Here is a 21,858-nt window from a genome sequence, read left to right on the forward strand (position 1 = left end):
CTTGGGCGCGTCGGCGAGGAGGCCGACGTCGGAGGCGGCTGACCGCGGACGAAGGAGGGGCCCGTGCTGCAATACCGTGTCCGAGATGGCGTGCCATCGGTCGAGTGAGCTGCCGGGCCCAGTCGGGTACACCTGCGGGGGCACTCATGGCCGCTTCCTAGGGGCGCGGGCCGGGCCGTGGTTGTGCTTGGGTCGCATCCGGGTGCCTGCTTGGTGCAGGAGCCGATAGACCGTGCCGACGGAGTAGCTGCACTCCGCAGCGAGGTCCGGCACGGTGGCGCCAGCCTCGTACCGCGCCCTCAGGGACAACGCGAGCTTCATTCGCCGTGCGGCATTGGCTGCAGAACGGATACGGAGGGTCTGCTGGGCGGTGCGGGGCGTGCCCCCGGCCTCGATCAGTAGCCGCCGTGCGGCACGTCGCGTCACGGACGCCGCCGTGGCCAACTCCGTGAGCGTGGCGCCTTGCTGCTCGTAGAGGCGGCGCAGACGGGCCGCGAGATTGTGGCGGGCTTGCCCGTCGCGCATTCTGCGTGTCTGCCACGAGGTGCGCATCACGGTTCCGGCCTCGTGCAGACGGTTGAGGACCGTGCCGTACGACAGCCCGCTCGTGGCGACGAGTTCGGCCACTGTGGCACCGGACTCGTACTGCTCGCACAGGCTCTGAGAAGTGACAGATTCGGCATCGGCAGGTGGAGGTTGTGGAGTCACGCGGCGGAGTTCCATTCCCTGAGGGCTTCAGCATGGGCAGCGGCCAGCTCGTCGTAACTGCGCTGGTCAGCGAGGGTGATGAGGATCAGTCGGCCGTCGGTGGCGAGGCGCCAATCGGCGGCAGGCCGACCGGTGACCGGGTCGAGGACGCTGCCGCCCGGGGTCTGCCACGCGGACGGGATCTCATCGGGCCGCGGTACCGGGACCAGGACCTGGCGCCCGTCGCGGACGATCACCGTGGCCTTGCTGCGGTGCTCCGAGCGCCGGTCCAGCGCCTCCTGGTACGCCGCCCGCTCGACCGCATGCAATGCCTTACGTCGGACCGCGACGCCCGCCGTGGCGTAGAACTGGGCGATGCTGTCCCAGCCCTGCGCCGGCCGTGTGCCCGGTGCCGTGGTGGCATCCTGAGAGCCGTTGCCGAAGCCCTCCACGGCGCGGGGAGCGAGGGTCCAGGTCTCAGCGTCGTGGTGCACGAGACCGTGGTCGGCCAGGCGCCGCAAGGTCCGGTAGGTAGTGGCACGGGACACGGAGGCCGTACCGACAAGATCGCTGACCGTCTGAGCAGGCCGGACGTGCAGCGCCCCGATGATCATGAGGGCGGAGCTGCCGAGGCCGCGGTGGGCGAAGGCGTCGTGGCCCATCAGGCGGGCGATGACGGTGGAGTCGATGTCGGCGGTCATGGCCGTCTCAGGGCTGGTCCACTCCTCAAGTGCCAGGTCGGGGGGGTACTGAGTGGTCCAGGAACGAGACAGCGAAGCGTAGCCACGACGGCTCCCGGTGCTGCCGTGGTCGAGGTACCAGGTGGAGCCTTCCCGGCCGTGACCGACCCGCAGCCGACGCAGCCAGCCCTCAGGCTTGAGAACGGTGTCGTAGACCACGCGCAGCGTCGTCCGCGAGACCCCTGCTTCCTCCGCGGTCTGCCGCTCGCTGGCATGGTGCAGCGGGCCGCCGGCGGTCTCGGCGAAGTTCAGATGGGCCCGCAGCACCCGTAGCGCGGTCCGTCCCCGCTCGCCGCGCCAGGGCGTGGTCTCGATGCGGTCCCGCAGTGCGGCGAGGGCCTCGTAGGCGTGGTGACGTGAGTCCAGCACTCGGGTTCCGGCGACCACAGCCGAGGCGCTGGCCCACACCCGGCGGATGTAGTCCAGGGCCCGCGCCTGCCCTGAGCGCAGCGCGATGTGCCGGGCGTGCCGGCCACCCTCGTGGTCGGGGTGCAGCAGCAGTTGGGTCAGCTCGTCGATGGTGCCGCCGGCGCGAGCGACGTGGCAGGCGATGGCCGCTGTGACGCGGTGTCCGTGCTCGGCGGCGCCCGCCCGGTTGGGGCGCACGGCCACGGTGCGGCCGTCGGAGCCGAGCCTGCTGTAACTGCCTGTCGCGTACCGGCCGGTGAGATCCCCGAGCAGGACCAGTTCGGCCGCAGCCGGACGAAGGTGATGAAGGCCCAGTCGGCTGAACGAGTGAGGGATCCGCCGCTGTGGTTCTGCCTGATGACTGTGGTGTGGCACGGTGAGGTCGTCTCGCAAAGACAAGGGCGCCACCCAGGCCCGCTAAAACCACGGGTGGTACCCGGAACCGACCTCCAATCGGTGCCAGCGATGCCTCCAGGATTGCCGTCCTGGAGGCATTCGTATGCCTGGCCCCACTCTGGAGGCAGGCGTCCCCATCGCAACTCGACCAAGGCAGGAACAGAGAGCCGTCGAGGCCACCGCTCCTGATCCGTCCGGTCAACTCGGGTCTCCCAGAAGCAGCTTGCAGAGGCACTGCCTCTGACTGCCTCCGAACGACCCGGGTCGTACCGGGGTCGAATCAGAGCGTTTTCCTCTGACTGCCTCCGATCGCCTCTGCAACCCGTCCTAGCAGGTCACAGCCGCTTTAACCCTCATAAGCCCAGGTCAGAAAGGGTGCGGCAGATTTACTGGCGGTAGTGATAGAACCCCTCCCGCCCCCGGACGTCCCCGACCTCCGTGTCGGTGACGACGACTCCGGCTAGCCCTCGCGGTACGTCGACGAGCGCGCTTTCTGACCTGTTGACCGACATGATTCCTCCCTGGACTTGATTCGACTGTCCATGGTTGACTCAAGTGCTGTCAATATTGATTTAATCAATGCACACCAATCAACCCACCCGGCTGCGGATACGGTGACCTCTTATGCGCGATCAAGCCCCCCTCCCCGGCCCCGCCGAAGACCGGCTCAGCACCAAGGAAGCCGCCGAACTGCTGGGAGTGAAGCCCGAGACCGTCTACGCCTATGTGAGCCGCGGCCAGCTCAGCAGCCGACGCGTCCCCGGCGGCCGGGGCAGCACCTTCGATGCCAAGGAGGTGGAGGCCCTCTCCCGGCGCAACCGCCGGGAGAGCGGCGGGAGTCCGGCGTCCGGCGGCGAGCTGTCGGTGAGGACCCGCCTCACGTTCATCGACCAGGACCGCTACTACTTCCGGGGCGTCGACGCGACCGAGCTCGCCGCCCGCCACTCCTACGAAGAGATCGCGGAGTGGCTCTGGACCGGCCACCTGCGCCCCGGCGCCACCTTCACCGCGCCCGACACCGCCGTCGACGCGGCCCGCCGCGCGGTGGACGCACTGCCCGAACACACCGGCCCCACCGACCGGTTGCGGGTCGCCGCGATCGCCGCCGCGGCCGCCGACCCACTGCGTTTCGACCTGTCAGAGGAGGCCGTGCTCGGTACCGCCCGGACCCTCATCCCCACCCTCGTCGCCGCCCTGCCACCCGTACTGCACGACCGCCGCCGCGACGACGGCCCTCTGGCCCATCGGCTGTGGACCCGCCTCAGCGGCCGAAAGCCCGACGAGGCCGCCCTGCGTGCCCTCGACACCGCGCTCGGCCTGCTCGTCGACCACGACCTCGCCGCCTCGACCCTCGCGGTGCGCGTCGCCGCGTCGGCCCACGCACCCGCGTACGCCGCCGTCTCCGCCGGACTCGGCGTCCTGGAGGGCCCCCTGCACGGCGCGGCCAGCGGACTCGCCCACAAGCTGCTGCTCGACGTGCTCGACCGGGGCGACGCGGCCCCCGTGATCGCGGAGGAGCTGCGGGCCGGCCGCCGTATCCCGGGCCTAGGTCATCGCCTCTACACCGGCGAAGACCCACGCGCGCGTGCTCTGTTCGCTCTCCTGGAGGAGATCCCGCGCGCCGAGCCCGCTCTCCTCGCGGCCCGCGACATCGTGCTCACCACCGCCCGCCACGCTCCCCTGCACGCCAACGTGGACCTGGCCCTCGCCGTGCTCACCGCCTCCTCCGGCATGCCCTCCACCGCAGGCGAGACGGTCTTCGCCGTCGCCCGTACGGCGGGCTGGATCGCCCATGCGCTCGAGGAGTACGGGGAACGCCCGCTGCGCATGCGCCCGAGCGGCATCTATGTGGGACCGAAGCCGCCACAGCCACTGCCGGAGCACTGAGCGGCCCTGCGCGAGCGGTACGCCACACTCCCGGAACGCCGACAAGGAGGCGACCGGAAGTCGCCGCGCCCCAAGTCAGGTTAGGCTCACCTCTGTGAGTACCTGCTCAACGGTCTCGCACGACCTCGCCGAGCCCGTTTCCGGAACCGCGGCCACCGCGCGGACCTGGCTGCTGCTGGAACAGCCCGGTCCCTGGGGCGTCAAGGCGCTCACTTCGAGCCACCTGGACCCCGTGCTGGGCCGAGCCCTGGAGGCCGCCGCCCAGGACACGGGCGTGCGCGTCGCGCTCATCCGCCGCCCCGGACGGCACGCCGACAGCGGAACGCCCACGGACCGGCAGGTGTATGCCGCCCACACCACGCCCGGCAACGTGTGGCTCCACAGCGCGACGATCCGCGACCCGCAGGATCTGCTCGGCCTGGACTTCGCCGCGCTCGGCAGGGGCGAGCACACCTCGTTCGACGCGCTGCTCCGAGGACGGCGTCACACCGGCGATCCGCTCGCCCTCGTCTGCACCAACGGCAAGCGGGACCGCTGCTGCGCGCTCCTCGGCCGCCCGCTCGCCGCCGAACTGGCCGCCTCGGGTGTCGCGGGCGCCTGGGAGGTCACCCATCTGGGTGGTCACCGCTTCTCCCCGACACTGCTCGTGCTGCCGTACGGCTATGCCTACGGCCGCGCCGAGGCCCACACCGTCAAGCAGGTCCTCCACAGCGTCCAGGAAGGCCGGATCGTGATCGAAGGGTGCCGCGGGAACTCCGCCTGGGAGCGCCCCGGCCAGGCAGCCGAGCTGGCCGTGCGTACGACGGTGGGCGAACACAGGGCCGAGGCGCTGACGGTCGTACGGACAGAGGGCGAGGCCCCGCGCTGGGAAGTGACCGTCGCACACGTCGACGGCCGCCAATGGCGTGTCCTCGTGGCCCAGACCGCGTCCCAGCCGCCGCGCCCGGAGAGCTGCGGGGCGTCGGTGCTCGGCTCACCCGCGCGGATGGATGTCACAGCGGTTCACGAGCTGAGGCCATCGGCAGCGCTGGCGAGCTGACGCGGCCTGCAGGCCCTACAGGGCCAGTCAACGTATTGATCAAGAGATCCATGCCACACCCCCTGCGGCCGATCCGGCGGGTCCACGTACCGTCATGGGTATGAGCCGCACTCCTCCCGCACGCCGCCTGCGCCTCGGACTCCCGCGCCGTGCGTTCTCGCAGGTGCTTCTGATGCAGCTGGCGATCGCGGCGGGAGTCGCGGTGCTCGCGACCGGTCTCTTCCTGGCGCCGCTGAGCAAACAGCTGGACGACCAGGCGATGCGCCGGGCGCTCGCCATCGCGCAGACCACCGCCGCCGAGTCGCAGATCGCCGAGCAGGTCAAGGACACGCCCCCGCTGCCCGGCGGACCCGTCCAGAAGGAGGCGGAGCGGATCCGCGAGGCGACCGGGGCCGAGTACATCGTGGTGATGGACTGGCGGGGCGTGCGCTGGTCGCACCCAACCCGCAGCGAGATCGGCAGGAACGTCTCGACCGACCCCGGCCAGGCCCTGGCGGGCAAGGAGGTCATGCAGATCGACAGCGGCACCCTGGGCCGCACCGCCCGCGGCAAGGTCCCGCTGTACGACAGCGAGCACAACATCGTCGGGGCGGTCTCCGTCGGTATCGCCTACGACAGCGTCCGCGCCCGGCTGATCCACGCGATCCCGGGGCTGTTCGCCTACGCCGGCGGGGCCCTCGCCGTCGGCGCGCTGGCCGCCTGGCTCATCTCCCGCAGGGTTCAGCGGCAGACACGTGACCTGGCCTTCTCCGACATCTCGGCCCTGCTCTCGGAGCGGGAGGCCATGCTGCACGGCATCCGCGAGGGCGTCGTGGCCCTGGACCGCGCCGGGCTCATCCGCCTGCTCAACGACGAGGCACGGCGCCTGCTGGGCATCGGCGACGAGGCCGTGGGCCGCTCCCCCGACGAGGCCCTCGGGGACGGTCGTACGGCCGACGTCCTGGCCGGACGAGTCACGGGCACCGACCTGGTCACGGTCCGCGGGCAGCGCGTCCTGGTCGCCAACCGCATGCCCACCGACGACGGCGGCGCCGTGGCCACCCTGCGCGACCGCACCGAGCTGGAGCAGCTCGGCCGGGAGCTCGACTCGACCCACGGTCTGATCGACGCCCTGCGCGCCCAGGACCACGAGCACGCCAACCGGATGCACACGCTCCTTGGGCTGCTGGAACTGGAGATGTACGACGACGCCGTGGAGTTCGTCGGGGAGGTCGTCGGCGACCACCGGGCCACCGCTGAGCAGGTCACCGAGAAGATCGAGGACCCGCTGCTCGCCGCGCTGCTGGTGGGCAAGGCGACCGTCGCGGCCGAGCGCGGAGTCGCACTGTGGGTCTCGGACCGGACCCTGCTGCCGGATCGGCTGGTCGATCCGAGCGGCCTGGTCACGATCGTCGGCAACCTCGTGGACAACGCCCTGGACGCCGTCGCCGGCGCGCCGCACGCGCGCGTGGAGGTCGAACTGCGTACGGAAGGCCGTGCGGTCGTCCTCAGAGTGCGGGACACCGGCCCTGGGATCCCGGCGGAACAGCGGGAGTTGATCTTCACCGAGGGCTGGTCGACCAAGGAGCCTCCCGCGCATCGAGGGCGCGGCCTCGGACTGTCGCTGGTGCGCAAGCTCGCCGAGCGGCAGGGTGGCAGCGCGACCGTCGGGGAGGCGGGCGGCGGAGGCGCCGAGTTCACCGTCGTACTGCCCGACGCGCTGACCGAGACACAGCCGGAGCCGGCTCTCACCGCACCACCCGCCCAGCAGACCGCCGCCGAGGAGGAGTCGTGATGATCGAGGTCCTGGTCGTGGACGACGACACCCGCGTGGCGCAGGTCAATGCCGCCTACGTCGAGAAGGTGCCCGGTTTCCGCGTGGCCGGCGAGGCGCACAGCGCCGCGGAAGCCCTGCGCCAGCTGGAGGCGCTGCCTCACGTGGACCTGGTGCTCATGGACCACTATCTGCCCGATGAGACGGGTCTCGCGGTCGTCCAGGAGATGCGTCGGCGCGGCCACCAGACCGACGTGATCATGGTGACGGCGGCGCGGGACGTGACGACCGTACAGGCGGCGATGCGGCACGGCGCACTGCAGTACCTGGTCAAGCCGTTCGCCTTCGCGGGCCTCAGAGCCAGACTCGAGGCGTACGCCGAGCTCCGCCGCACCCTGGACGGGGGCGGCGAGGCGGAACAGGCGGAGGTCGACCGTATCTTCGGCGCCCTGTCCTCGCCGACTGAGCCCGACCTGCCCAAGGGGCACTCCCCCACCACGGTGGAACTGGTCCGCAGGTCCCTGATGAACGCCGAAGGGCCCCTGTCCGCCCAGGAGATCGCCGAGCGGACGGGGGTGAGCCGACAGACCGCCCAGCGCTATCTGAAGCTCCTGGAGCGCACGGGACGGGCCAGGCTCACCCTCAAGTACGGCGACGCGGGCCGCCCTGAACACCGTTACGTCTGGGCGACCCGCGCGTGAGGAGTCTCAGCCGGCGTTCTGCGCGGCCTTCTCGACGAACTCCGTCGTGTACGTCTTCTCCAAGCCGACGTCGGCGTTCTGGATCGTGGGGTTGAACGCCTTGAGGACCTTCTCCACGGTCTCGGGGCCGTTTTTGGGCATCACGCCGTCTTGGTGAACATGGGCAGCGTGTTCTTGATGGCCACCGTGTGGAGCAGCTTGTTGCCCTGTGAGTAGTCGGCGGGCATCCTGTCGGCGATCTGGGTCGCGCTGTGGGTGGACATCCACTTGCGCGTCTGCCCTGCGACGCCGTAGGCGCCGCCCGGTCCCAGGTGCCGCCTCTACACGGCCCCCGCCCCCGTGAGCGACCGCACCTCGGTCTCGGCGTGCTTGGCCTCGTCGGCGACCTCCGCGGAGGTGACCGTGCCGAGCCAGCCCGCGACGAAGCCCAGCGGGATGGAGATCAGGCCGGGGTTCTGCAGCGGGAAGTACTGGAAGTCGATGCCGGGGAAGAGCGATTCGGGGCTGCCCGACACCACGGGCGACAGCAGGACCAGGGCCAGGGCAGGGATCAACCCGCCGTAGACGGACCAGACGGCACCCCGGGTGGTGAACCCGCGCCAGAACAGCGAGTAGAGCAGCACCGGCAGATTCGCGGACGCGGCGACAGCGAAGGCCAGACCCACCAGAAAGGCGACGTTGAGGTCGCGGGCCAGTAGGCCGAGGGCGATCGCGATCACCCCGATCCCGACTGCGGCGGTCCTGGCCACGGCCACCTCGCTGTGCGGCCTGGCCCGCCTCCTCCGCAGTGAGGCGTACAGGTCGTGGGCGACGGAGGCCGAGGAGGCGAGTGTGATCCCGGCGACCACGGCGAGGATGGTGGCGAATGCCACGGCGGCCACGATCGCGAACAGAACCGCTCCTCCCGTGGAGTCCGCGCCACCGCCCAGATCGAGGGCCAGGAGGGGCACCGCGGTGTTCCCGGCCGCGTTCGACCCTCGTACCGCTTCGGGCCCTACGATCGCCGCGGCGCCGAAGCCGAGAACGATCGTCATCAGGTAGAAGCCGCCGATGAGCCCGATCGACCAGACGACCGAACGCCGTGCGGCGCGTGCCGTGGGCACGGTGTAGAAGCGGGACAGGATGTGCGGCAGCCCTGCGGTACCGAGCACGAGGGCGAGTCCCAGGCTGATGAAGTCGAAGCGCGCGGTCCAGTCACCGCCGTACTTCAGGCCAGGTGCCAGGAACGACTTACCGTGGCCGCTGCGCTCCGCGGCCGTGAGCAGCAACTGGTCGAAGTCGCCGTGAAACCGCACCAGCACGAGCACGGTCAGCGCGACGGTCCCGCCGAGCAACAGGACCGCCTTGACGATCTGGATCCATGTCGTCGCCCGCATCCCGCCCAGGGACACGTAGATCACCATGAGTGCCCCGACGGCGATGACGGTCCAGGACTGCGCCGCCTCGCTGGTGCCCCCGAGCAGCAGGGCGACCAGGCTCCCCGCACCCACCATCTGGGCCACCAGATACAGCACGGACACGGTGACCGAGGAAGTTCCCGCCGCGATCCGCACCGGCCGCTCACTCATCCGCGCGGCGACCACGTCGGCTAGCGTGAACCGCCCGCAGTTGCGCACCAGTTCAGCCACGAGGAACAGCACCACCAGCCAGGCCACGAGGAAACCCACCGAGTAGAGCATCCCGTCGTACCCGAAGAGCGCGATGAGCCCGGAGATACCGAGAAAGGACGCGGCCGACATGTAGTCGCCCGCGATGGCAAAACCATTCTCCATCGGCGAGAACAACCGCCCGCCGGCGTAGAACTCCTCGGCCGAACCGTGCCGGTGACGGCTCACCCACGTCGTGATCCCCAACGTGACCGCGACGAACACGCTGAACAGCAGCAGCGCCAGGGTCTGGTGATCCCCCATCATGACGACGCACCGCCCCGGGCCGTACGGGTCAGTTCCTGGGTGTCCCACCGCAGTTCGAGCGCGGCCCGGTCCCGGCGCAACCTCGCATGCCGGGCGTACGCCCAGGTCAGCAGGAAGGTCGTGAGGAACTGCCCGAGTCCTGCGACCATCGCCACGTTCACCGCGCCCGCCACGGGCCGCGCCATCAACCCCGGCGCGCTCGTCGCGGCCACGACGTAGGCCACGTACCAGGCGAAGAACCCGATGCCCGCCGGCACCACGAACCTCCGGTACCGGCTGCGCACCTCCTGGAAAGCCGCGCTGCGCTGCACCTCGAGGTAGACGTCGGCCGCCGCGGCGGCCCGTTCCTCGCGCTGCCCGCGTGCCGTCGCAGCCGTGGGCACGGATGTGCCGTCACCGCCCGTCTCGCCCCAACCCGAGGCGAGCGCGTCGTACCAGGGATCGTCGTACCGCACACCGGCGGACGCCTCGGCGCGGGCCACATGGTCACCGTCGTGGTTCTCGGCCGAACTCTCGGCATCACCCCCGCTTCCGCGAGGACGAGCGTTGCTTGACTGCATGCCCAAGGATGGACAGAACGGGAAGATCCCCGACTCTTCTTCCCCGCGCTCTTCACCCCATCAGGTGATTCCTCCCGTCGGTGGCCGCACAAGTCCCTTGGTATAGGCGTAACGCACCGCCTGCGCGCGGTCCTTGAGACCCGTCTTGGCGAAGAGGTTGTTGATGTGGGTCTTCACCGTGGCGGTGGAGACATGCAGCCTGCGGGCGATCTCCTGGTTGCTGAGCCCCTCGGCGATCAGCGCCAGCACCTCGATCTCCCGTGCGGTGAGCCCGTCCGGCGCCTCTGCGGAGACCTTTTGCGGAGGCTCGGGGTCCGACAGCCGCTCCAGCAGCCGCCGTTGGATGCTCGGCGACAGCCCCGCGTCCCCCGAGAGCACGCTGTGCACGGCCCGCACGATCTCGTCACCGCCCGCGTCCTTGGTGAGATACCCGCGCGCCCCCGCCTTGAGCGCGGGAAACAGCGAATCGTCGTCCGCGTACGTCGTCAGCACGACAACCTGTGTCCCGGGGTGCTCGGTCCGGATCCGCCGGGTCGCCTCCACCCCGTCGCAGCGGGGCATGCGCAGGTCCATCAGCACGACGTCCGGGGCGAGTTCCGCGACCAGTCTCACCGCCTCCTCCCCGTCCCCCGCTGCGCCCACGACCTCGAGCCCGGGCAGGAGACCGAGCAGCATCACGATGCCTTCGCGGACCACGGTCTGGTCGTCGACGACCAGCACCCGCGCGGGCTTCGTCTCCACCCCCTGCGTCATACGGGCACCTGCAACGTCACCACGAACCCTTCGTCGTCCGGCCCGGCGTCCAGCGAACCACCGAGCAGTTCGGCGCGCTCCCGCATTCCCAGGAGACCGTACCCGGCTCCGGTGGCCGTGAGTTCACCCGGCGAACCGCCCGAGTCCCGCACGACCAGCGTCACTTGGTCCTCGCCGTACTCCAGCCGCACACCCACCTTGGCCCCCGGCGCATGCTTGCGGACGTTGGTCAGGGCCTCCTGGGCAACCCTGCGCACGGCTTGCGACGCCTCGGCCGGCAGCGGTCTGCGCCTACCCGAAATGGTGGCTTCGGCTCCGTCGGCCGTACCCAAGAGCTCGGTCAGGAAGTCCTCCAGCGGAGTCATGTCCCCGCGCAGAGCCGACAGCGCCTGCCGAGTCTCGGCGAGACCGTCGCGGGCCATCCCCCGTGCCGCCACCACCCTTTCCAGTATCTGGTCGCGGTCCGCGTCGCGCTCGATCAGCAACCTGGCCGCCTCCAGATGCACGAGCTGGGCCGAGAGACTGTGCGCCAGCACGTCGTGGATCTCCCGGGCGATACGGGCCCGCTCCGCGAGTGCCGCCGACTCCGCCTCGGCTGCATGTGCGGCCCGCTCCTGGGTGAGCAGCCGTTGGGCGCTGCCACGGGCCTCGGCATCCAGCCGCAGGACATAGCCCGCTAGGGCGAGCCCCGCCGTGGTGGCCACGGTGGTCAGCCACACGTCGTCGTCGATGGCGGCGTAGAGGGCGAGGGCGACCACGGTCACCGGCAGGGCAGCGGCGATGGGCAGCCGCTCCAGCGCGGTGATGGCGCAGCCGCACCACAGGACGAGGGCGATGACCCGGAAATCTGCGACCTGCGCGGCGGCCGCGATCGCCAGGAGGATGCCGTAGAACGCCAGGGAGGGCCAGAGCCGGTGCGCCAAGGTGGTGCGGAACATCGCCCAGGCGACGACGGCCGACACCAGGACTGCGGCCACTGCTCCGAAGACGCCCCAACCGCGCACATCAGTGCTGTTGAAGGCGCCCCAGAGGAGCATGGTGAGCACCAGTGAGCGCGTGACCCAGCCGAGCACACGCCGAGGACGCGTGGCCGCCTCACGCTTGAGCGCCTCACGGGAGGGCCAACGGGTCCAGGCGTTCTCCGTCACACGCGTTCCTTCCCCGTGGACCGGAACATGGGCTCACCGTACGCCGGGGCAGGTGAGGTGGCAGGGCGCAGCGACTGCGCACGCCAGACCAGTGTCCCGGAGCGCACCAGCAGGGTGGCTGCCAGGGCGAGCAGCAGGGCGGAGGAGTCCTGATGGACGCCGAGTGCCGCGCCGAGCGCGAAGAGGCCGACGCGCAAACCGATGCCTACGCCCCAGACGGCCCCGCTCGCCTTGGTGCTCTTGCTCCACACCGCCCCGTCCGGCTCCGTCCATATGCGGCTCGTCCAGGCCCAGCCGGCCCCGATGGCGAGGCCGGTGAGCAGCTCGGCGGTGAGCAGGGCGATCGATGCCGTGCGGTGATGGGCATCCACCAGTCCAGGTTCGCGGAGTGCCACGACGGCGAGGACTACGGGTAGCAGCCACCAGCGCCGCCCGGTGTCTATCCGGCTTGCGCGGAACTGCCGGGCGATCACCACGACCACCGCGAACACGATCAGCAACGCGTCGATGAGCCCGGACATCACAGCCTCCGTGAGCGAAGAAGGGACCGTCGGCAGCGGATGCCGCCGACACCTTCGAAGCTACGGAATTCCGCAGGTCGGGAGATCGGAGCCAGGGTGGATCACGGGTGGATTACCGAGGCCCGGGCCCGTCCACCCACGGGTGGAGAACCCAGGCCCGACGCTGTCTGCCGCCCAGCCGTCGGCCCGGCCACCGACCGACCGACCGACTACAAGCCGCTCCCTCACAAGGCACCGGCGCCGCAAGCCGCACGGACGGTTTCGGGCGCCGAACCATCTCGCCGACCCCGACCCCGACCCCGACCCCGACCCGGCCCCTGCTCCAACCCCCAACCGGGCCCCCGAACCTGAAGGCGGGGCCGAGGGCCGACCAGAAAGCCGGCACCCGCCCAGCGCTACGCGTCGATGCGCGACCGATCCAACGTCGCCGCCGACCCCGAGATGAACTCCTTCCGAGGCGCCACGTCGTTGCCCATCAGCAGATCGAAGACCTGCTCGGCGGCCTCCAGGTCGGCGAGGTTGATCCGCCGCAGAGTCCGGTGCCGCGGATCCATCGTGGTCTCGGCCAACTGGTCGGCGTCCATCTCACCCAGACCCTTGTAGCGCTGGATGGAGTCCTTGTACCGGACGCCCTTGCTCTGGAACTCCAGCAGCTTCTCGCGCAGCTCACGGTCGGAGTAGGTATATACGTACTTGTCCTGGCCCTTCTTCGGCTGCACGAGCTCGATCCGGTGCAGCGGCGGCACCGCGGCGAACACCCGGCCCGCCTCGACCATGGGCCGCATGTAGCGCTGGAACAGCGTCAGCAGCAGGCACCGGATGTGCGAGCCGTCGACATCGGCGTCGGTCATCATGATGATCTTGCCGTAGCGGGCCGCGTCGATGTCGAAGGTCCGGCCGGATCCCGCCCCTATGACCTGGATGATCGCACCGCACTCCACGTTCTTCAGCATGTCCGTGACGGACGACTTCTGGACGTTGAGAATCTTGCCGCGGATGGGCAGCAGCGCCTGGAACTCGGAGTTCCGGGCGAGCTTCGCGGTGCCGAGCGCGGAGTCGCCCTCGACGATGAAGAGTTCGCTGCGATCGACGTCGTCGCTGCGGCAGTCGGCGAGCTTGGCAGGCAGCGAGGACGACTCCAGGGCCGTCTTCCGGCGCTGAGCGTCCTTGTGCTGACGGGCCGCGATACGCGTGCGTGCCGCGGCCACCGCCTTCTCCATGACGACCCGTGCCTGGGCCGCGGCGTCCCGCTTCGTGGACGTCAGGAACGCCTTGAGCTCCTTGGAGATCACGGTGTTCACGATGCGGCGGGCCGCCGAGGTACCGAGGACCTCCTTGGTCTGGCCCTCGAACTGCGGTTCCGCCAGCCGCACCGTCACCACGGCCGTGAGGCCTTCGAGAGCGTCGTCCTTGACGATGTCGTCCTCGGCGACGCGCAGCAGCTTCTTGGCGCGAAGGACCTCGTTGATCGTGCTTGTCACGGCCGTCTCGAAGCCCGCGACATGAGTGCCGCCCTTGGGGGTGGCGATGATGTTCACGAACGACTTCAGGGTCGTGTCGTAGCCCGTGCCCCACCGCATCGCGACATCGACGTCGAGCTCACGGGTGACCTGGGTGGGGGTCATCTGCCCGTGCTCGTCCAGAACCGGAACGGTCTCCTTGAAGACGCCCTGTCCGGAGAAGCGGAGGACGTCGTTGACCGGCTTGTCGGTGGCCAGGTACTCGCAGAACTCGCTGATGCCGCCGTCGAAGCGGAAGGACTCCTCGCCCTTGCTTCCGCCCTCGCCCAGGCCGAACTCGTCGCGAACGACGATGGTCAGGCCGGGGACCAGGAACGCGGTCTGGCGCGCACGCTGGTGGAGGTTCTCCAGGGAGAGCTTGGCGTCCTTGAGGAAGATCTGGCGGTCCGCCCAATAGCGCACGCGCGTGCCGGTGCGGGTCTTGGGGATCCTCTTGGCCTTCCGCAGGCCGCTCGTGGCATCGAACTTGGCGTCGGGGCCACCGGCCGCGAAAGCACCCGGCACACCGCGCCGGAAACTGATCGCGTGCGTGTGTCCGCTACGGTCCACCTCGACGTCCAGCCGGGCAGACAGGGCGTTCACCACGGAGGCACCCACGCCGTGCAGACCGCCGGAGGCGGCGTACGAGCCGCCACCGAACTTGCCGCCGGCGTGCAGCTTGGTCATGACGACCTCGACGCCGGACAGACCGGTCTTGGGCTCGACGTCGACCGGGATGCCCCGGCCGTTGTCCCGGACCTCCACGGATCCGTCGTCGTGGAGGATCACCTCGATGTGGTCGCAGTACCCGCCGAGGGCTTCATCGACGGAGTTGTCGATGATCTCCCACAGGCAGTGCATCAGACCACGGCTGTCGGTCGAGCCGATGTACATTCCCGGGCGCTTGCGTACGGCCTCGAGCCCCTCGAGGACGAGCAGGTGCCGCGCGGTGTAGTTGGAACCGTCCCGGTCTGCTCCTGCCAGCAGAGCTGTGGACGGCACGGACGTCTCGGCGGTCACGCGGTTCGCTCCTCGCTGAATTTCAGGTGGGGCCCTTCTGGGTAAGGGCACGGCTTCGGTCGCCGCCAAGAGGGTACCGAGGCCTGGTAGGGCCGGTGTAACGCCACCCTCGTGTGGAACACAGACTAATCCAGGGTCGCATACCTGTTCGATCCCTCGATGGGGTGAAGTACATATCACGTTCCCTTACAGGCATGAACCATTTAGGCTCCGGGCACGTCCTCATGAACAACCGGCAACCCAGCCGGCCGGACAGACCTTGACCGACAGCGCGAAACCGTAAGACACACAGACACGCAATACGGCACATTCGCCGCCAAACCGGCAGCAGTCAGCCACCCCGGAGAAATTTCTCTCTGAGTGAAGCCACGAGCGGGAACGTTTTGGGGCTGGTTGGATGTTGACCCTGGTACGACAGCTCGTCGAGCTAGAGAAGAGGCGACGTGACTACTGTTCTGACCCCCGCGAGCCCGCTGACGGCCGCTGATCGCTGCGACCGCTGCGGCGCCCAGGCGTACGTGCGCGTGGTCCTGCTCAGCGGCGGAGAACTGCTCTTCTGCGCCCACCACGGTCGCAAGTTCGAGCCGGAACTCAAGAAGATCGCCGCTGAGATACAGGACGAGACGGAGCGGCTTACGTCCGTTCCGGTATCCGCCTCCGAAGAAGAGCGCTGACACCTCGCGTCCACGACGAGCAGCTCCGGCACAGGCCGGCACGAGGGCGGTCGCCCCTGGTGACAGGGATGACCGCCCTCGCTCATGGGCCACGAGGCGCTCAGCACCACAGAGGCCCTCTCAGCCAATGTCGTGGCGCCCGTCGACCCCGTTGCGGCCGTCCCGGTCCAACGTCTGCGTGACGTCGGACACACGGGTATAGACGCCGGGCCAGCCCGCTCGCCCACAGCCGTTGCCCCAGGACACGAGCCCGATCAACTTCCCCCCGGCGACCAGCGGTCCTCCGCTGTCCCCCTGACAGGCGTCACGACCGCCCCGCTCCTCACCGGCGCACAGCATGCTGTCGGCGAGATAGGTGCCGTCGCCGCCTCCCGGATATGCCTCACTGCACCGCGCGTCGGCCTGCACGTGGACGCGCGCGCCCCGCAGACTGCGTGCGTAGTCACCGCCACCCGTGATGTCCCCCCAGCCATAGACCGTGGCGCGGGTTCCCGGTTCGTAGGCGGGGTCGCCTGCGGCCGCCATAGTGATGACCGCACTCTGCGGCAGCGGCTCGGCGAGGGTGAGGACCGCGAAGTCGCCCGCGTTGCTCTCCGGGTCGTAGCCCGGATTCACCCAGGCCTCGCGTAGGGCGATCTCCGCACCCTGGTCCGAGAGCAGGTCCGTACGGCCCGCGATGACACGGAAGTCACTCACCTGCTCAGGCGGTCCTCCCAGAACGTCCTCGCCCATGCAGTGGGCCGCGGTGAGCACCGTGGTCCGGCCGACGGCCACACCGCCGCAGAACTGCCCGGCGCGCGTACCCCCGAACCGGTCACGGCTGGACAGAGCCACTGTCCAGGGCGCGTTGGACACTTCGACCGGGAATCCTCCGACGACGATGCTGTCGGCGGCCACTGGGGCGGCCGACACCAGCGGTATGGCCGCCGCCACGGCTGCCAGAACCAGCGGCCGGGCCAGCGCTCGGGCAATGGGACGACGCATGCAGGCTCCTCACTCCGGGGTGGTGATCGGAAACCCAGAGTCATGCAGGGCGCCTGTGCGCGCAGCACGAAGGCCCGGCCCCTGGAGAGGGGCCGGGCCTTTCGCGACGTACGACTACGACCTAGTCGAGGTAGTCGCGCAGCACCTGCGAACGCGACGGGTGACGCAGCTTCGACATGGTCTTCGACTCGATCTGGCGGATGCGCTCGCGCGTGACGCCGTACACCTTGCCGATCTCGTCGAGGGTCTTCGGCTGACCGTCGGTGAGACCGAAGCGCATCGAGACGACGCCCGCCTCGCGCTCGGACAAGGTGTCGAGGACGGAGTGCAGCTGCTCCTGGAGGAGCGTGAAGCTGACCGCGTCGGCCGGGACGACGGCCTCGGAGTCCTCGATGAGGTCACCGAACTCGCTGTCGCCGTCCTCGCCCAGCGGGGTGTGCAGGGAGATGGGCTCGCGGCCGTACTTCTGGACCTCGATGACCTTCTCGGGGGTCATGTCGAGTTCCTTGGCCAGCTCCTCCGGAGTGGGCTCGCGGCCCAGGTCCTGGAGCATCTGACGCTGCACGCGCGCGAGCTTGTTGATGACCTCGACCATGTGCACCGGGATACGGATGGTGCGGGCCTGGTCGGCCATGGCGCGGGTGATCGCCTGACGGATCCACCAGGTGGCGTACGTGGAGAACTTGTAGCCCTTGGTGTAGTCGAACTTCTCGACCGCGCGGATCAGACCGAGGTTGCCCTCCTGGATGAGGTCCAGGAAGAGCATGCCGCGGCCGGTGTAGCGCTTGGCCAGGGAGACCACCAGACGGAGGTTGGCCTCCAGCAGGTGGTTCTTGGCGCGGCGGCCGTCCTCGGCGATGATCTCCAGCTCACGCTTGAGCTTCGGCGCGAGCTTGTCGGCGTTGGCCAGCTTGTCCTCGGCGAACAGACCGGCCTCGATGCGCTTGGCGAGCTCGACCTCCTGCTCGGCGTTGAGCAGCGGGACCTTGCCGATCTGCTTGAGGTAGTCCTTGACGGGGTCGGCGGTGGCACCGGCCACGGCGACCTGCTGGGCAGGCGCGTCGTCCTCGTCGTCGTCGGAGAGGACGAAGCCCTTGTTCTCGGCCCCCTCCTCTTCCTCTTCGCCGGGCTTGATCTCCTCGAGGACCTCGTCCTCGACGGCCTCGGCGTCGTCCTTCTTGGCGGTCGTCTTCTTCGCCGCCGCCGCGGTCTTCTTGGTGGCGACGGTCTTCTTCGCGGCCGCCTTCTTGGTGGCGACCGCCTTCTTCGCGGCGGGCTTCGCGGGCGCTTCACCTTCGACGGCGGGCTCAGCGGCCGGAGCCGCCGGGGTTGCGGTGGCGGTGGCCTTCTTCGTGGTCACCGTCTTCGCCGCGACCGTCTTGGTGGCGGTGCGCTTGGCCGGACTCTTCGCTGCGACGCTCTTTCGGGTGCGCTTGGGCTCCGCGGCACTGACCATCAGCGTCACACCCTCTTCCTCGAGGATCTGGTTGAGGCTGCGCAGTACGTTCTTCCACTGAGTGGCCGGAATCTGGTCAGCTTCGAAGGCCCGACGCACGTCATCGCCGGCGATCTGCCCCTCAGCCTTTCCCCGCTCAATGAGAGCCATGACAGAGACGGACTCGGCGATCTCAGGCGGGAGCGTACGGGATGTGCTGGCCGACACGAACAACCTCTCGGAACGTTGGAAAACGGCTTCCGGCCCCGTCCACGGCGGACAGGAGCCGACCACCGGCCTGGGAGTGGCCGACGGCGCGGGCGGGGGGCCGGGAAGATGCACAGCGCCTGAAACGGCGTCCGTATTCCCTCCGCGGCTGTCACCTCTTAGGTCATCGCGCTGCTCCCACGAGCGTTACGCCCAATCTGCGTGGCCCGAGTCACACCCCGTAAGCGACCAAAAACGGTCAGGCATGGACATAGAAGGTCACCAGCCCGTCCCGACCAGCGATGCCCGGGGTGCCGTCACCACGCGCACCGTCGGACCCCGCAGGATCACCGGTGATCCTGCGGGGTCCGACGGTGGCGGTTCGGCGGCCGAACGATGCCGCAGGAGGGGAAGGACATCCTCGGCCGCGCCGCCCGCGGTGTGCGGTCAGTGCTCGCGCGGCGCGGGCACCACGCGCTCGACCTCGGGATGGACGGTGAGCAGCTGACGCATGGCGGCCTCGGCGGCCGCTCCGTCGCCGGTGGCGAGGGCGTCGACGATCCGGCCGTGATACACCAGCGACGACTCGGTCGGCCGGTCACAGCCCGTGACCGGGCCTCCGGAGACCTGAAGGGCGGCCGAAACGATCCCGGAAAGATGCTCCAGCATGCGATTGCCCGCGACCTGGATGAGCAGGGAGTGGAACTCGGCGTCGGCCCGGGAGAAGGTGAGCGCGTCGCCCTGGCTCATGGCGTGCCCCATGATCTCGACCATGTCGCCGAGACGCTGCTGGATGTCCTCACGGCCGTGCCCGGCGGCCAGCCGCGCGGCGAGCGGCTCGATCGTCCAGCGCAGCTCGCTCAGCTCGCGGCGCTGGTCGTCGCGCTGCGGCCCGAAGGCCCGCCACTCGATGATGTCCGGGTCCAGGAGGTTCCAGTCACTGACGGGACGCACGCGCGTGCCCACGTTCGGCCGGGCGCTGACCAGGCCCTTGGCCTCCAGGACGCGGAGCGACTCACGGACGACGGTACGGGAGACCTCGAAGCGCTGGCCGATCTCCTCCGGGACCAGCGGCCGGTCGGCTCCCAGGTCACCGGAGACGATCATCTGGCCCAGCTGCTGGACGAGTTGGCCGTGCAGTCCGCGCCCGCGGCTGCCTGCGGCACGTCGGCCCACGCGGCCCAGCTCCGGGTCCGAGCCATCCCAGACGGAGGCTCCGACGCGGTCGGCGGCTTGGGCCCCGCCGTAGGGGTAGCGGTCGAGTTCGCCCGGGCCGGCCAGACCGGAGTCGGCGGAGCGGGCGGCGGTCATCATGGTGTGCGCAAGGGTACTCACGGATCCTTTGTCGGCGTCGCTTCCAACTCCCTTGAGGTCTTTGCTGAAAAGCACACGAAAGGGTGATCGCTCACCCCGTCGCAATTGACGCCTTATCGGAAAGAAATGCGCTTTCGTCGGGGAGTTGTGCACAGGTCGGGACCGGAAGGGCCCGGACGGTCGTCATCGGACTCTGCTGCGCAGGGTCGTGAGCAGATATGCGCAGAGCAGGGCGGTCAGCGACAACGTCAGCGCGCCGCCCACGGGTTGGGCGATCACACGCACCGCTCCGGCCAGATAGCGCTCTCCACCGAAGGGCCACTGCAACAGGAGGACCTCACGCGCGCGTGCGGGCAGCCCGGCTGCCGCTCGCACGGACGCTCCTTCCAGGGCTTTCTGTACGAGGGGTACGACGACGACGGGCACCGCGACCACCGCCGCGAGCCCGGCCGTGGTGGACCGGAAGATGCCGGCGGCCAGGACACCGGCCCAGGCGCACCCGACCACGAGCCCGAACCAACTCGCGCCCAGCGCCAACCAGTCGGCGGGAACTTCCGTGAGCTCCTGTCCGTAGACGAGATAGAGCACTTCGGCGTCGCAGCCCAGCGTGAGGAAGGCCAGCAGCAGCGCGGTGGCCGCGGCGACGACGAGTTTCGCGGTGAGCAGCCCCAACCGACGGGGCACGGTGCCGCGGTCCGCGGCCAGGGCGGGGTGGCGGAACTCATCGCCGAACGCGAGCGCGCCCAGCAGGCCCGCCCCGAGTGCAGCGGGGGGCAGCGGCAACTCCCTGGGCCACGCGGCCAGCAGGCGCGCCTGCGGAGTGTGACCGACTCGTGCGAGGAGTACGGCGGTGAGGGCGGACACGACGAGGACAGCGCCGCCGGCGAGGAAGCCGGTGCCGATCCCTGCCGCGCGACGCAGTTCATAGCGCAGGGGACGCAAGGGGCTGGGAGCGGACCTGACGGAGATGGGGGGTGGGAGAGGGGGGAGGGGGGCGGGGGCTTTGGAGGCCCCGCCGGGATTCGACACGACACGACCACTTCCGGCCGCCGGGCCGCCATGGCTTGCCCGACTCCTGTGTGGCGCCTGCTCGTCGCGCGCTTTAGGACTGGCGGGCGCGCCCCGGTCGCCGCGTACCTCCGAACCGCTCGGCGATTCCAGGCCGTCATGGGCCTCCTGACCGCTTCGGGTCTCCGTCCCGACGACCTCGGTTTCACCGCCATCGAGGAGATCGCATGGTTTCGACCCTGTGACACCTGTCGGCGTGGCTGCGGCGGCCCGCGCGGCCTCGCCGGGAAGTAGCCCCGCGCCCGGCCCCATGTCCCCGGTCTCGTCGGCGAGTTGGTGGACCAGCACACCATGGCGGAAGGCTGTCTCGCCGATGTCGGCACAGGTACTGCCGTACACGTACAGACGGTTGCCTCCCTCCTGGACGACTTCGACGGAGCGACGCGCCGTGCGGGCCTCCTTCGCGAGCAGGGCGGCGAGGCGGGTGGCGTGAGGAGTGCGCACTGCGACACGGGGGCGCAGCCTGGTGCGGGCGAACTCCACGGCCTCCTGATCGGCGACGAGTCTGCCCTGTTCGAGCGTGACGACGCGATCCGCGGCACGCGCGGCCTCTTTGGGCTCGGCCGTGGTGAACAGGACGGTGCCACCCTGGGCGGCGTGCGCTCGCAGCATGCCGTGCAGCCACTGGCTCTCACGGCCGGAGAGCCCGTCGGCGGGGTCGTCCAGGACGAGTGTGTGCGGGTCCGACAGCAGGACGCAGGCCAGGCCCAGACGTCGGTCCATGCCGCGCGACAGGGTGCCGAGCCGCTCGTCGCGCAGGCTGACGAGGCCCACCACTTCCAGCACCTCGTCGGCACGCCGGACCGGCACGCCCGCCGCGGCGCACAGCATGCGCAGATGGCCGCGGACCGTGCGCGCGGGATGGCCCGGCACATCGCCCATGAGTACGCCGACCTCACGCGAGGGATGGGCGATGCGGTGCAACGGCCGCCCCCTGAAGTAGGTGATGCCACGGCCCTGCTGGAGTTCGAGCATCAGTCTGAGCGCCGAGGTCTTGCCTGCGCCCGTCGCCCCAAGAAGCGCGGTGACGCGGCCCGCGAGGGCTTCGAAGGACACGTCGTCGACCGCGGGCGGGAGGTCCTTGCGGGAGATACTGGTCAGTCCGAAGGCCTGGATCACCCGCAGCAAGATAGCGCGTTATGTCCGTTTTT

At 69.8% G+C, this 21,858-nt stretch carries 17 protein-coding genes and 2 pseudogenes; 5 read left to right on the top strand and 14 right to left on the bottom strand.

Annotated elements, in window-relative coordinates; genetic code table 11:
- Nucleotides 1-144 precede the first annotated feature (144 nt).
- The 3 genes and pseudogenes from AB0D34_RS13300 to AB0D34_RS13310 form a co-directional block, all read right to left on the bottom strand.
- Nucleotides 145-723 carry a helix-turn-helix domain containing protein gene (locus tag AB0D34_RS13300; protein WP_362660904.1) on the bottom strand — a complete coding sequence of 193 codons (579 nt, stop codon included), beginning with the start codon at nucleotides 721-723 and terminating at the stop codon, nucleotides 145-147.
- On the bottom strand, nucleotides 705-2,210 hold the full coding sequence (locus AB0D34_RS13305; protein ID WP_362660906.1) for a transcriptional regulator: 1,506 nt from the start codon (nucleotides 2,208-2,210) through the stop codon (nucleotides 705-707). Before AB0D34_RS13305 ends, AB0D34_RS13300 begins: the two co-directional genes overlap by 19 nt.
- A 410-nt stretch (nucleotides 2,211-2,620) precedes the next feature.
- A pseudogene (locus AB0D34_RS13310) lies at nucleotides 2,621-2,743 on the bottom strand (citrate synthase/methylcitrate synthase); the annotation flags it as partial.
- Nucleotides 2,744-2,855: 112 nt separating this feature from the next.
- On the opposite strand from AB0D34_RS13310, the gene AB0D34_RS13315 reads away from it, so the two are divergent.
- From AB0D34_RS13315 to AB0D34_RS13330, 4 genes are all read left to right on the top strand, one after another.
- Nucleotides 2,856-4,118 (top strand): citrate synthase, encoded by a 1,263-nt coding sequence (locus AB0D34_RS13315; RefSeq protein WP_362660908.1) that lies wholly within the window; start codon nucleotides 2,856-2,858, stop codon nucleotides 4,116-4,118.
- Between the two features lie 94 nt (nucleotides 4,119-4,212).
- A complete protein-coding gene (locus tag AB0D34_RS13320) occupies nucleotides 4,213-5,157 on the top strand; it encodes a sucrase ferredoxin (protein ID WP_362660910.1) in 945 nt (314 codons plus the stop codon).
- Between the two features lie 100 nt (nucleotides 5,158-5,257).
- Nucleotides 5,258-6,931: a sensor histidine kinase gene (locus tag AB0D34_RS13325; protein ID WP_362660912.1), complete on the top strand. Its 1,674-nt coding sequence runs from the start codon at nucleotides 5,258-5,260 to the stop codon at nucleotides 6,929-6,931.
- Nucleotides 6,931-7,611 carry a response regulator gene (locus tag AB0D34_RS13330; protein WP_362661019.1) on the top strand — a complete coding sequence of 227 codons (681 nt, stop codon included), beginning with the start codon at nucleotides 6,931-6,933 and terminating at the stop codon, nucleotides 7,609-7,611. Before AB0D34_RS13325 ends, AB0D34_RS13330 begins: the two co-directional genes overlap by 1 nt.
- Before the next feature lie 6 nt (nucleotides 7,612-7,617).
- On the opposite strand, the pseudogene AB0D34_RS13335 reads toward AB0D34_RS13330, so the two are convergent.
- The 7 genes and pseudogenes from AB0D34_RS13335 to AB0D34_RS13365 form a co-directional block, all read right to left on the bottom strand.
- A pseudogene (locus AB0D34_RS13335) lies at nucleotides 7,618-7,889 on the bottom strand (ABC transporter substrate-binding protein); the annotation flags it as partial.
- A gap of 42 nt (nucleotides 7,890-7,931) precedes the next feature.
- A complete protein-coding gene (locus AB0D34_RS13340) occupies nucleotides 7,932-9,524 on the bottom strand; it encodes a cation acetate symporter (RefSeq protein ID WP_362660914.1) in 1,593 nt (530 codons plus the stop codon).
- On the bottom strand, nucleotides 9,521-10,084 hold the full coding sequence (locus AB0D34_RS13345; protein ID WP_362660916.1) for a DUF485 domain-containing protein: 564 nt from the start codon (nucleotides 10,082-10,084) through the stop codon (nucleotides 9,521-9,523). Before AB0D34_RS13345 ends, AB0D34_RS13340 begins: the two co-directional genes overlap by 4 nt.
- 60 nt (nucleotides 10,085-10,144) lie before the next feature.
- Nucleotides 10,145-10,837, bottom strand: coding sequence for a response regulator transcription factor (locus AB0D34_RS13350; RefSeq protein ID WP_362660918.1), 693 nt, complete (start codon nucleotides 10,835-10,837; stop codon nucleotides 10,145-10,147).
- Nucleotides 10,834-11,985, bottom strand: a complete 1,152-nt coding sequence (locus AB0D34_RS13355) for a histidine kinase (RefSeq protein WP_362660919.1) — start codon at nucleotides 11,983-11,985, stop codon at nucleotides 10,834-10,836. Before AB0D34_RS13355 ends, AB0D34_RS13350 begins: the two co-directional genes overlap by 4 nt.
- Nucleotides 11,982-12,506 (bottom strand): DUF1453 domain-containing protein, encoded by a 525-nt coding sequence (locus AB0D34_RS13360; protein ID WP_362660921.1) that lies wholly within the window; start codon nucleotides 12,504-12,506, stop codon nucleotides 11,982-11,984. Before AB0D34_RS13360 ends, AB0D34_RS13355 begins: the two co-directional genes overlap by 4 nt.
- Before the next feature lie 395 nt (nucleotides 12,507-12,901).
- Nucleotides 12,902-15,025 carry a DNA topoisomerase IV subunit B gene (locus AB0D34_RS13365; protein WP_362660923.1) on the bottom strand — a complete coding sequence of 708 codons (2,124 nt, stop codon included), beginning with the start codon at nucleotides 15,023-15,025 and terminating at the stop codon, nucleotides 12,902-12,904.
- Nucleotides 15,026-15,468: 443 nt separating this feature from the next.
- Between AB0D34_RS13365 and AB0D34_RS13370 the strand changes: the two genes are divergently transcribed.
- The gene (locus AB0D34_RS13370) at nucleotides 15,469-15,699 is read left to right on the top strand and encodes a hypothetical protein (protein WP_217211359.1); all 231 of its coding nucleotides are present in this window, start codon (nucleotides 15,469-15,471) and stop codon (nucleotides 15,697-15,699) included.
- Between the two features lie 120 nt (nucleotides 15,700-15,819).
- On the opposite strand, the gene AB0D34_RS13375 is transcribed toward AB0D34_RS13370, so the two are convergent.
- The 4 genes from AB0D34_RS13375 to AB0D34_RS13390 form a co-directional block, all read right to left on the bottom strand.
- On the bottom strand, nucleotides 15,820-16,683 hold the full coding sequence (locus AB0D34_RS13375) for a serine protease (RefSeq protein WP_362660925.1): 864 nt from the start codon (nucleotides 16,681-16,683) through the stop codon (nucleotides 15,820-15,822).
- A 121-nt stretch (nucleotides 16,684-16,804) separates the two neighbouring features.
- Entirely contained in the window at nucleotides 16,805-18,346 is a 1,542-nt protein-coding gene (locus AB0D34_RS13380) for an RNA polymerase sigma factor (protein ID WP_362660927.1), read from the bottom strand.
- Nucleotides 18,347-18,772: 426 nt separating this feature from the next.
- Nucleotides 18,773-19,660: a FadR/GntR family transcriptional regulator gene (locus AB0D34_RS13385; protein ID WP_362660929.1), complete on the bottom strand. Its 888-nt coding sequence runs from the start codon at nucleotides 19,658-19,660 to the stop codon at nucleotides 18,773-18,775.
- Nucleotides 19,661-19,822: 162 nt separating this feature from the next.
- The gene (locus AB0D34_RS13390) at nucleotides 19,823-21,826 is read right to left on the bottom strand and encodes an ABC transporter ATP-binding protein (RefSeq protein ID WP_362660931.1); all 2,004 of its coding nucleotides are present in this window, start codon (nucleotides 21,824-21,826) and stop codon (nucleotides 19,823-19,825) included.
- Between the last annotated feature and the right edge of the window lie 32 nt (nucleotides 21,827-21,858).

Source organism: Streptomyces sp. NPDC048420, from assembly GCF_040651535.1.
Lineage (GTDB): Bacteria > Actinomycetota > Actinomycetes > Streptomycetales > Streptomycetaceae > Streptomyces.

Excerpts from the sequence above, each read along its gene's own strand:
- AB0D34_RS13300 (WP_362660904.1), bottom strand. The coding sequence starts at position 723 with ATGGAACTCCGCCGCGTGACTCCACAACCTCCACCTGCCGATGCCGAA.
- AB0D34_RS13315 (WP_362660908.1), top strand. The coding sequence starts at position 2,856 with ATGCGCGATCAAGCCCCCCTCCCCGGCCCCGCCGAAGACCGGCTCAGC.
- AB0D34_RS13325 (WP_362660912.1), top strand. The coding sequence starts at position 5,258 with ATGAGCCGCACTCCTCCCGCACGCCGCCTGCGCCTCGGACTCCCGCGC.
- AB0D34_RS13330 (WP_362661019.1), top strand. The coding sequence starts at position 6,931 with ATGATCGAGGTCCTGGTCGTGGACGACGACACCCGCGTGGCGCAGGTC.
- AB0D34_RS13340 (WP_362660914.1), bottom strand. The coding sequence starts at position 9,524 with ATGATGGGGGATCACCAGACCCTGGCGCTGCTGCTGTTCAGCGTGTTC.
- AB0D34_RS13345 (WP_362660916.1), bottom strand. The coding sequence starts at position 10,084 with ATGCAGTCAAGCAACGCTCGTCCTCGCGGAAGCGGGGGTGATGCCGAG.
- AB0D34_RS13350 (WP_362660918.1), bottom strand. The coding sequence starts at position 10,837 with ATGACGCAGGGGGTGGAGACGAAGCCCGCGCGGGTGCTGGTCGTCGAC.
- AB0D34_RS13360 (WP_362660921.1), bottom strand. The coding sequence starts at position 12,506 with ATGTCCGGGCTCATCGACGCGTTGCTGATCGTGTTCGCGGTGGTCGTG.
- AB0D34_RS13375 (WP_362660925.1), bottom strand. The coding sequence starts at position 16,683 with ATGCGTCGTCCCATTGCCCGAGCGCTGGCCCGGCCGCTGGTTCTGGCA.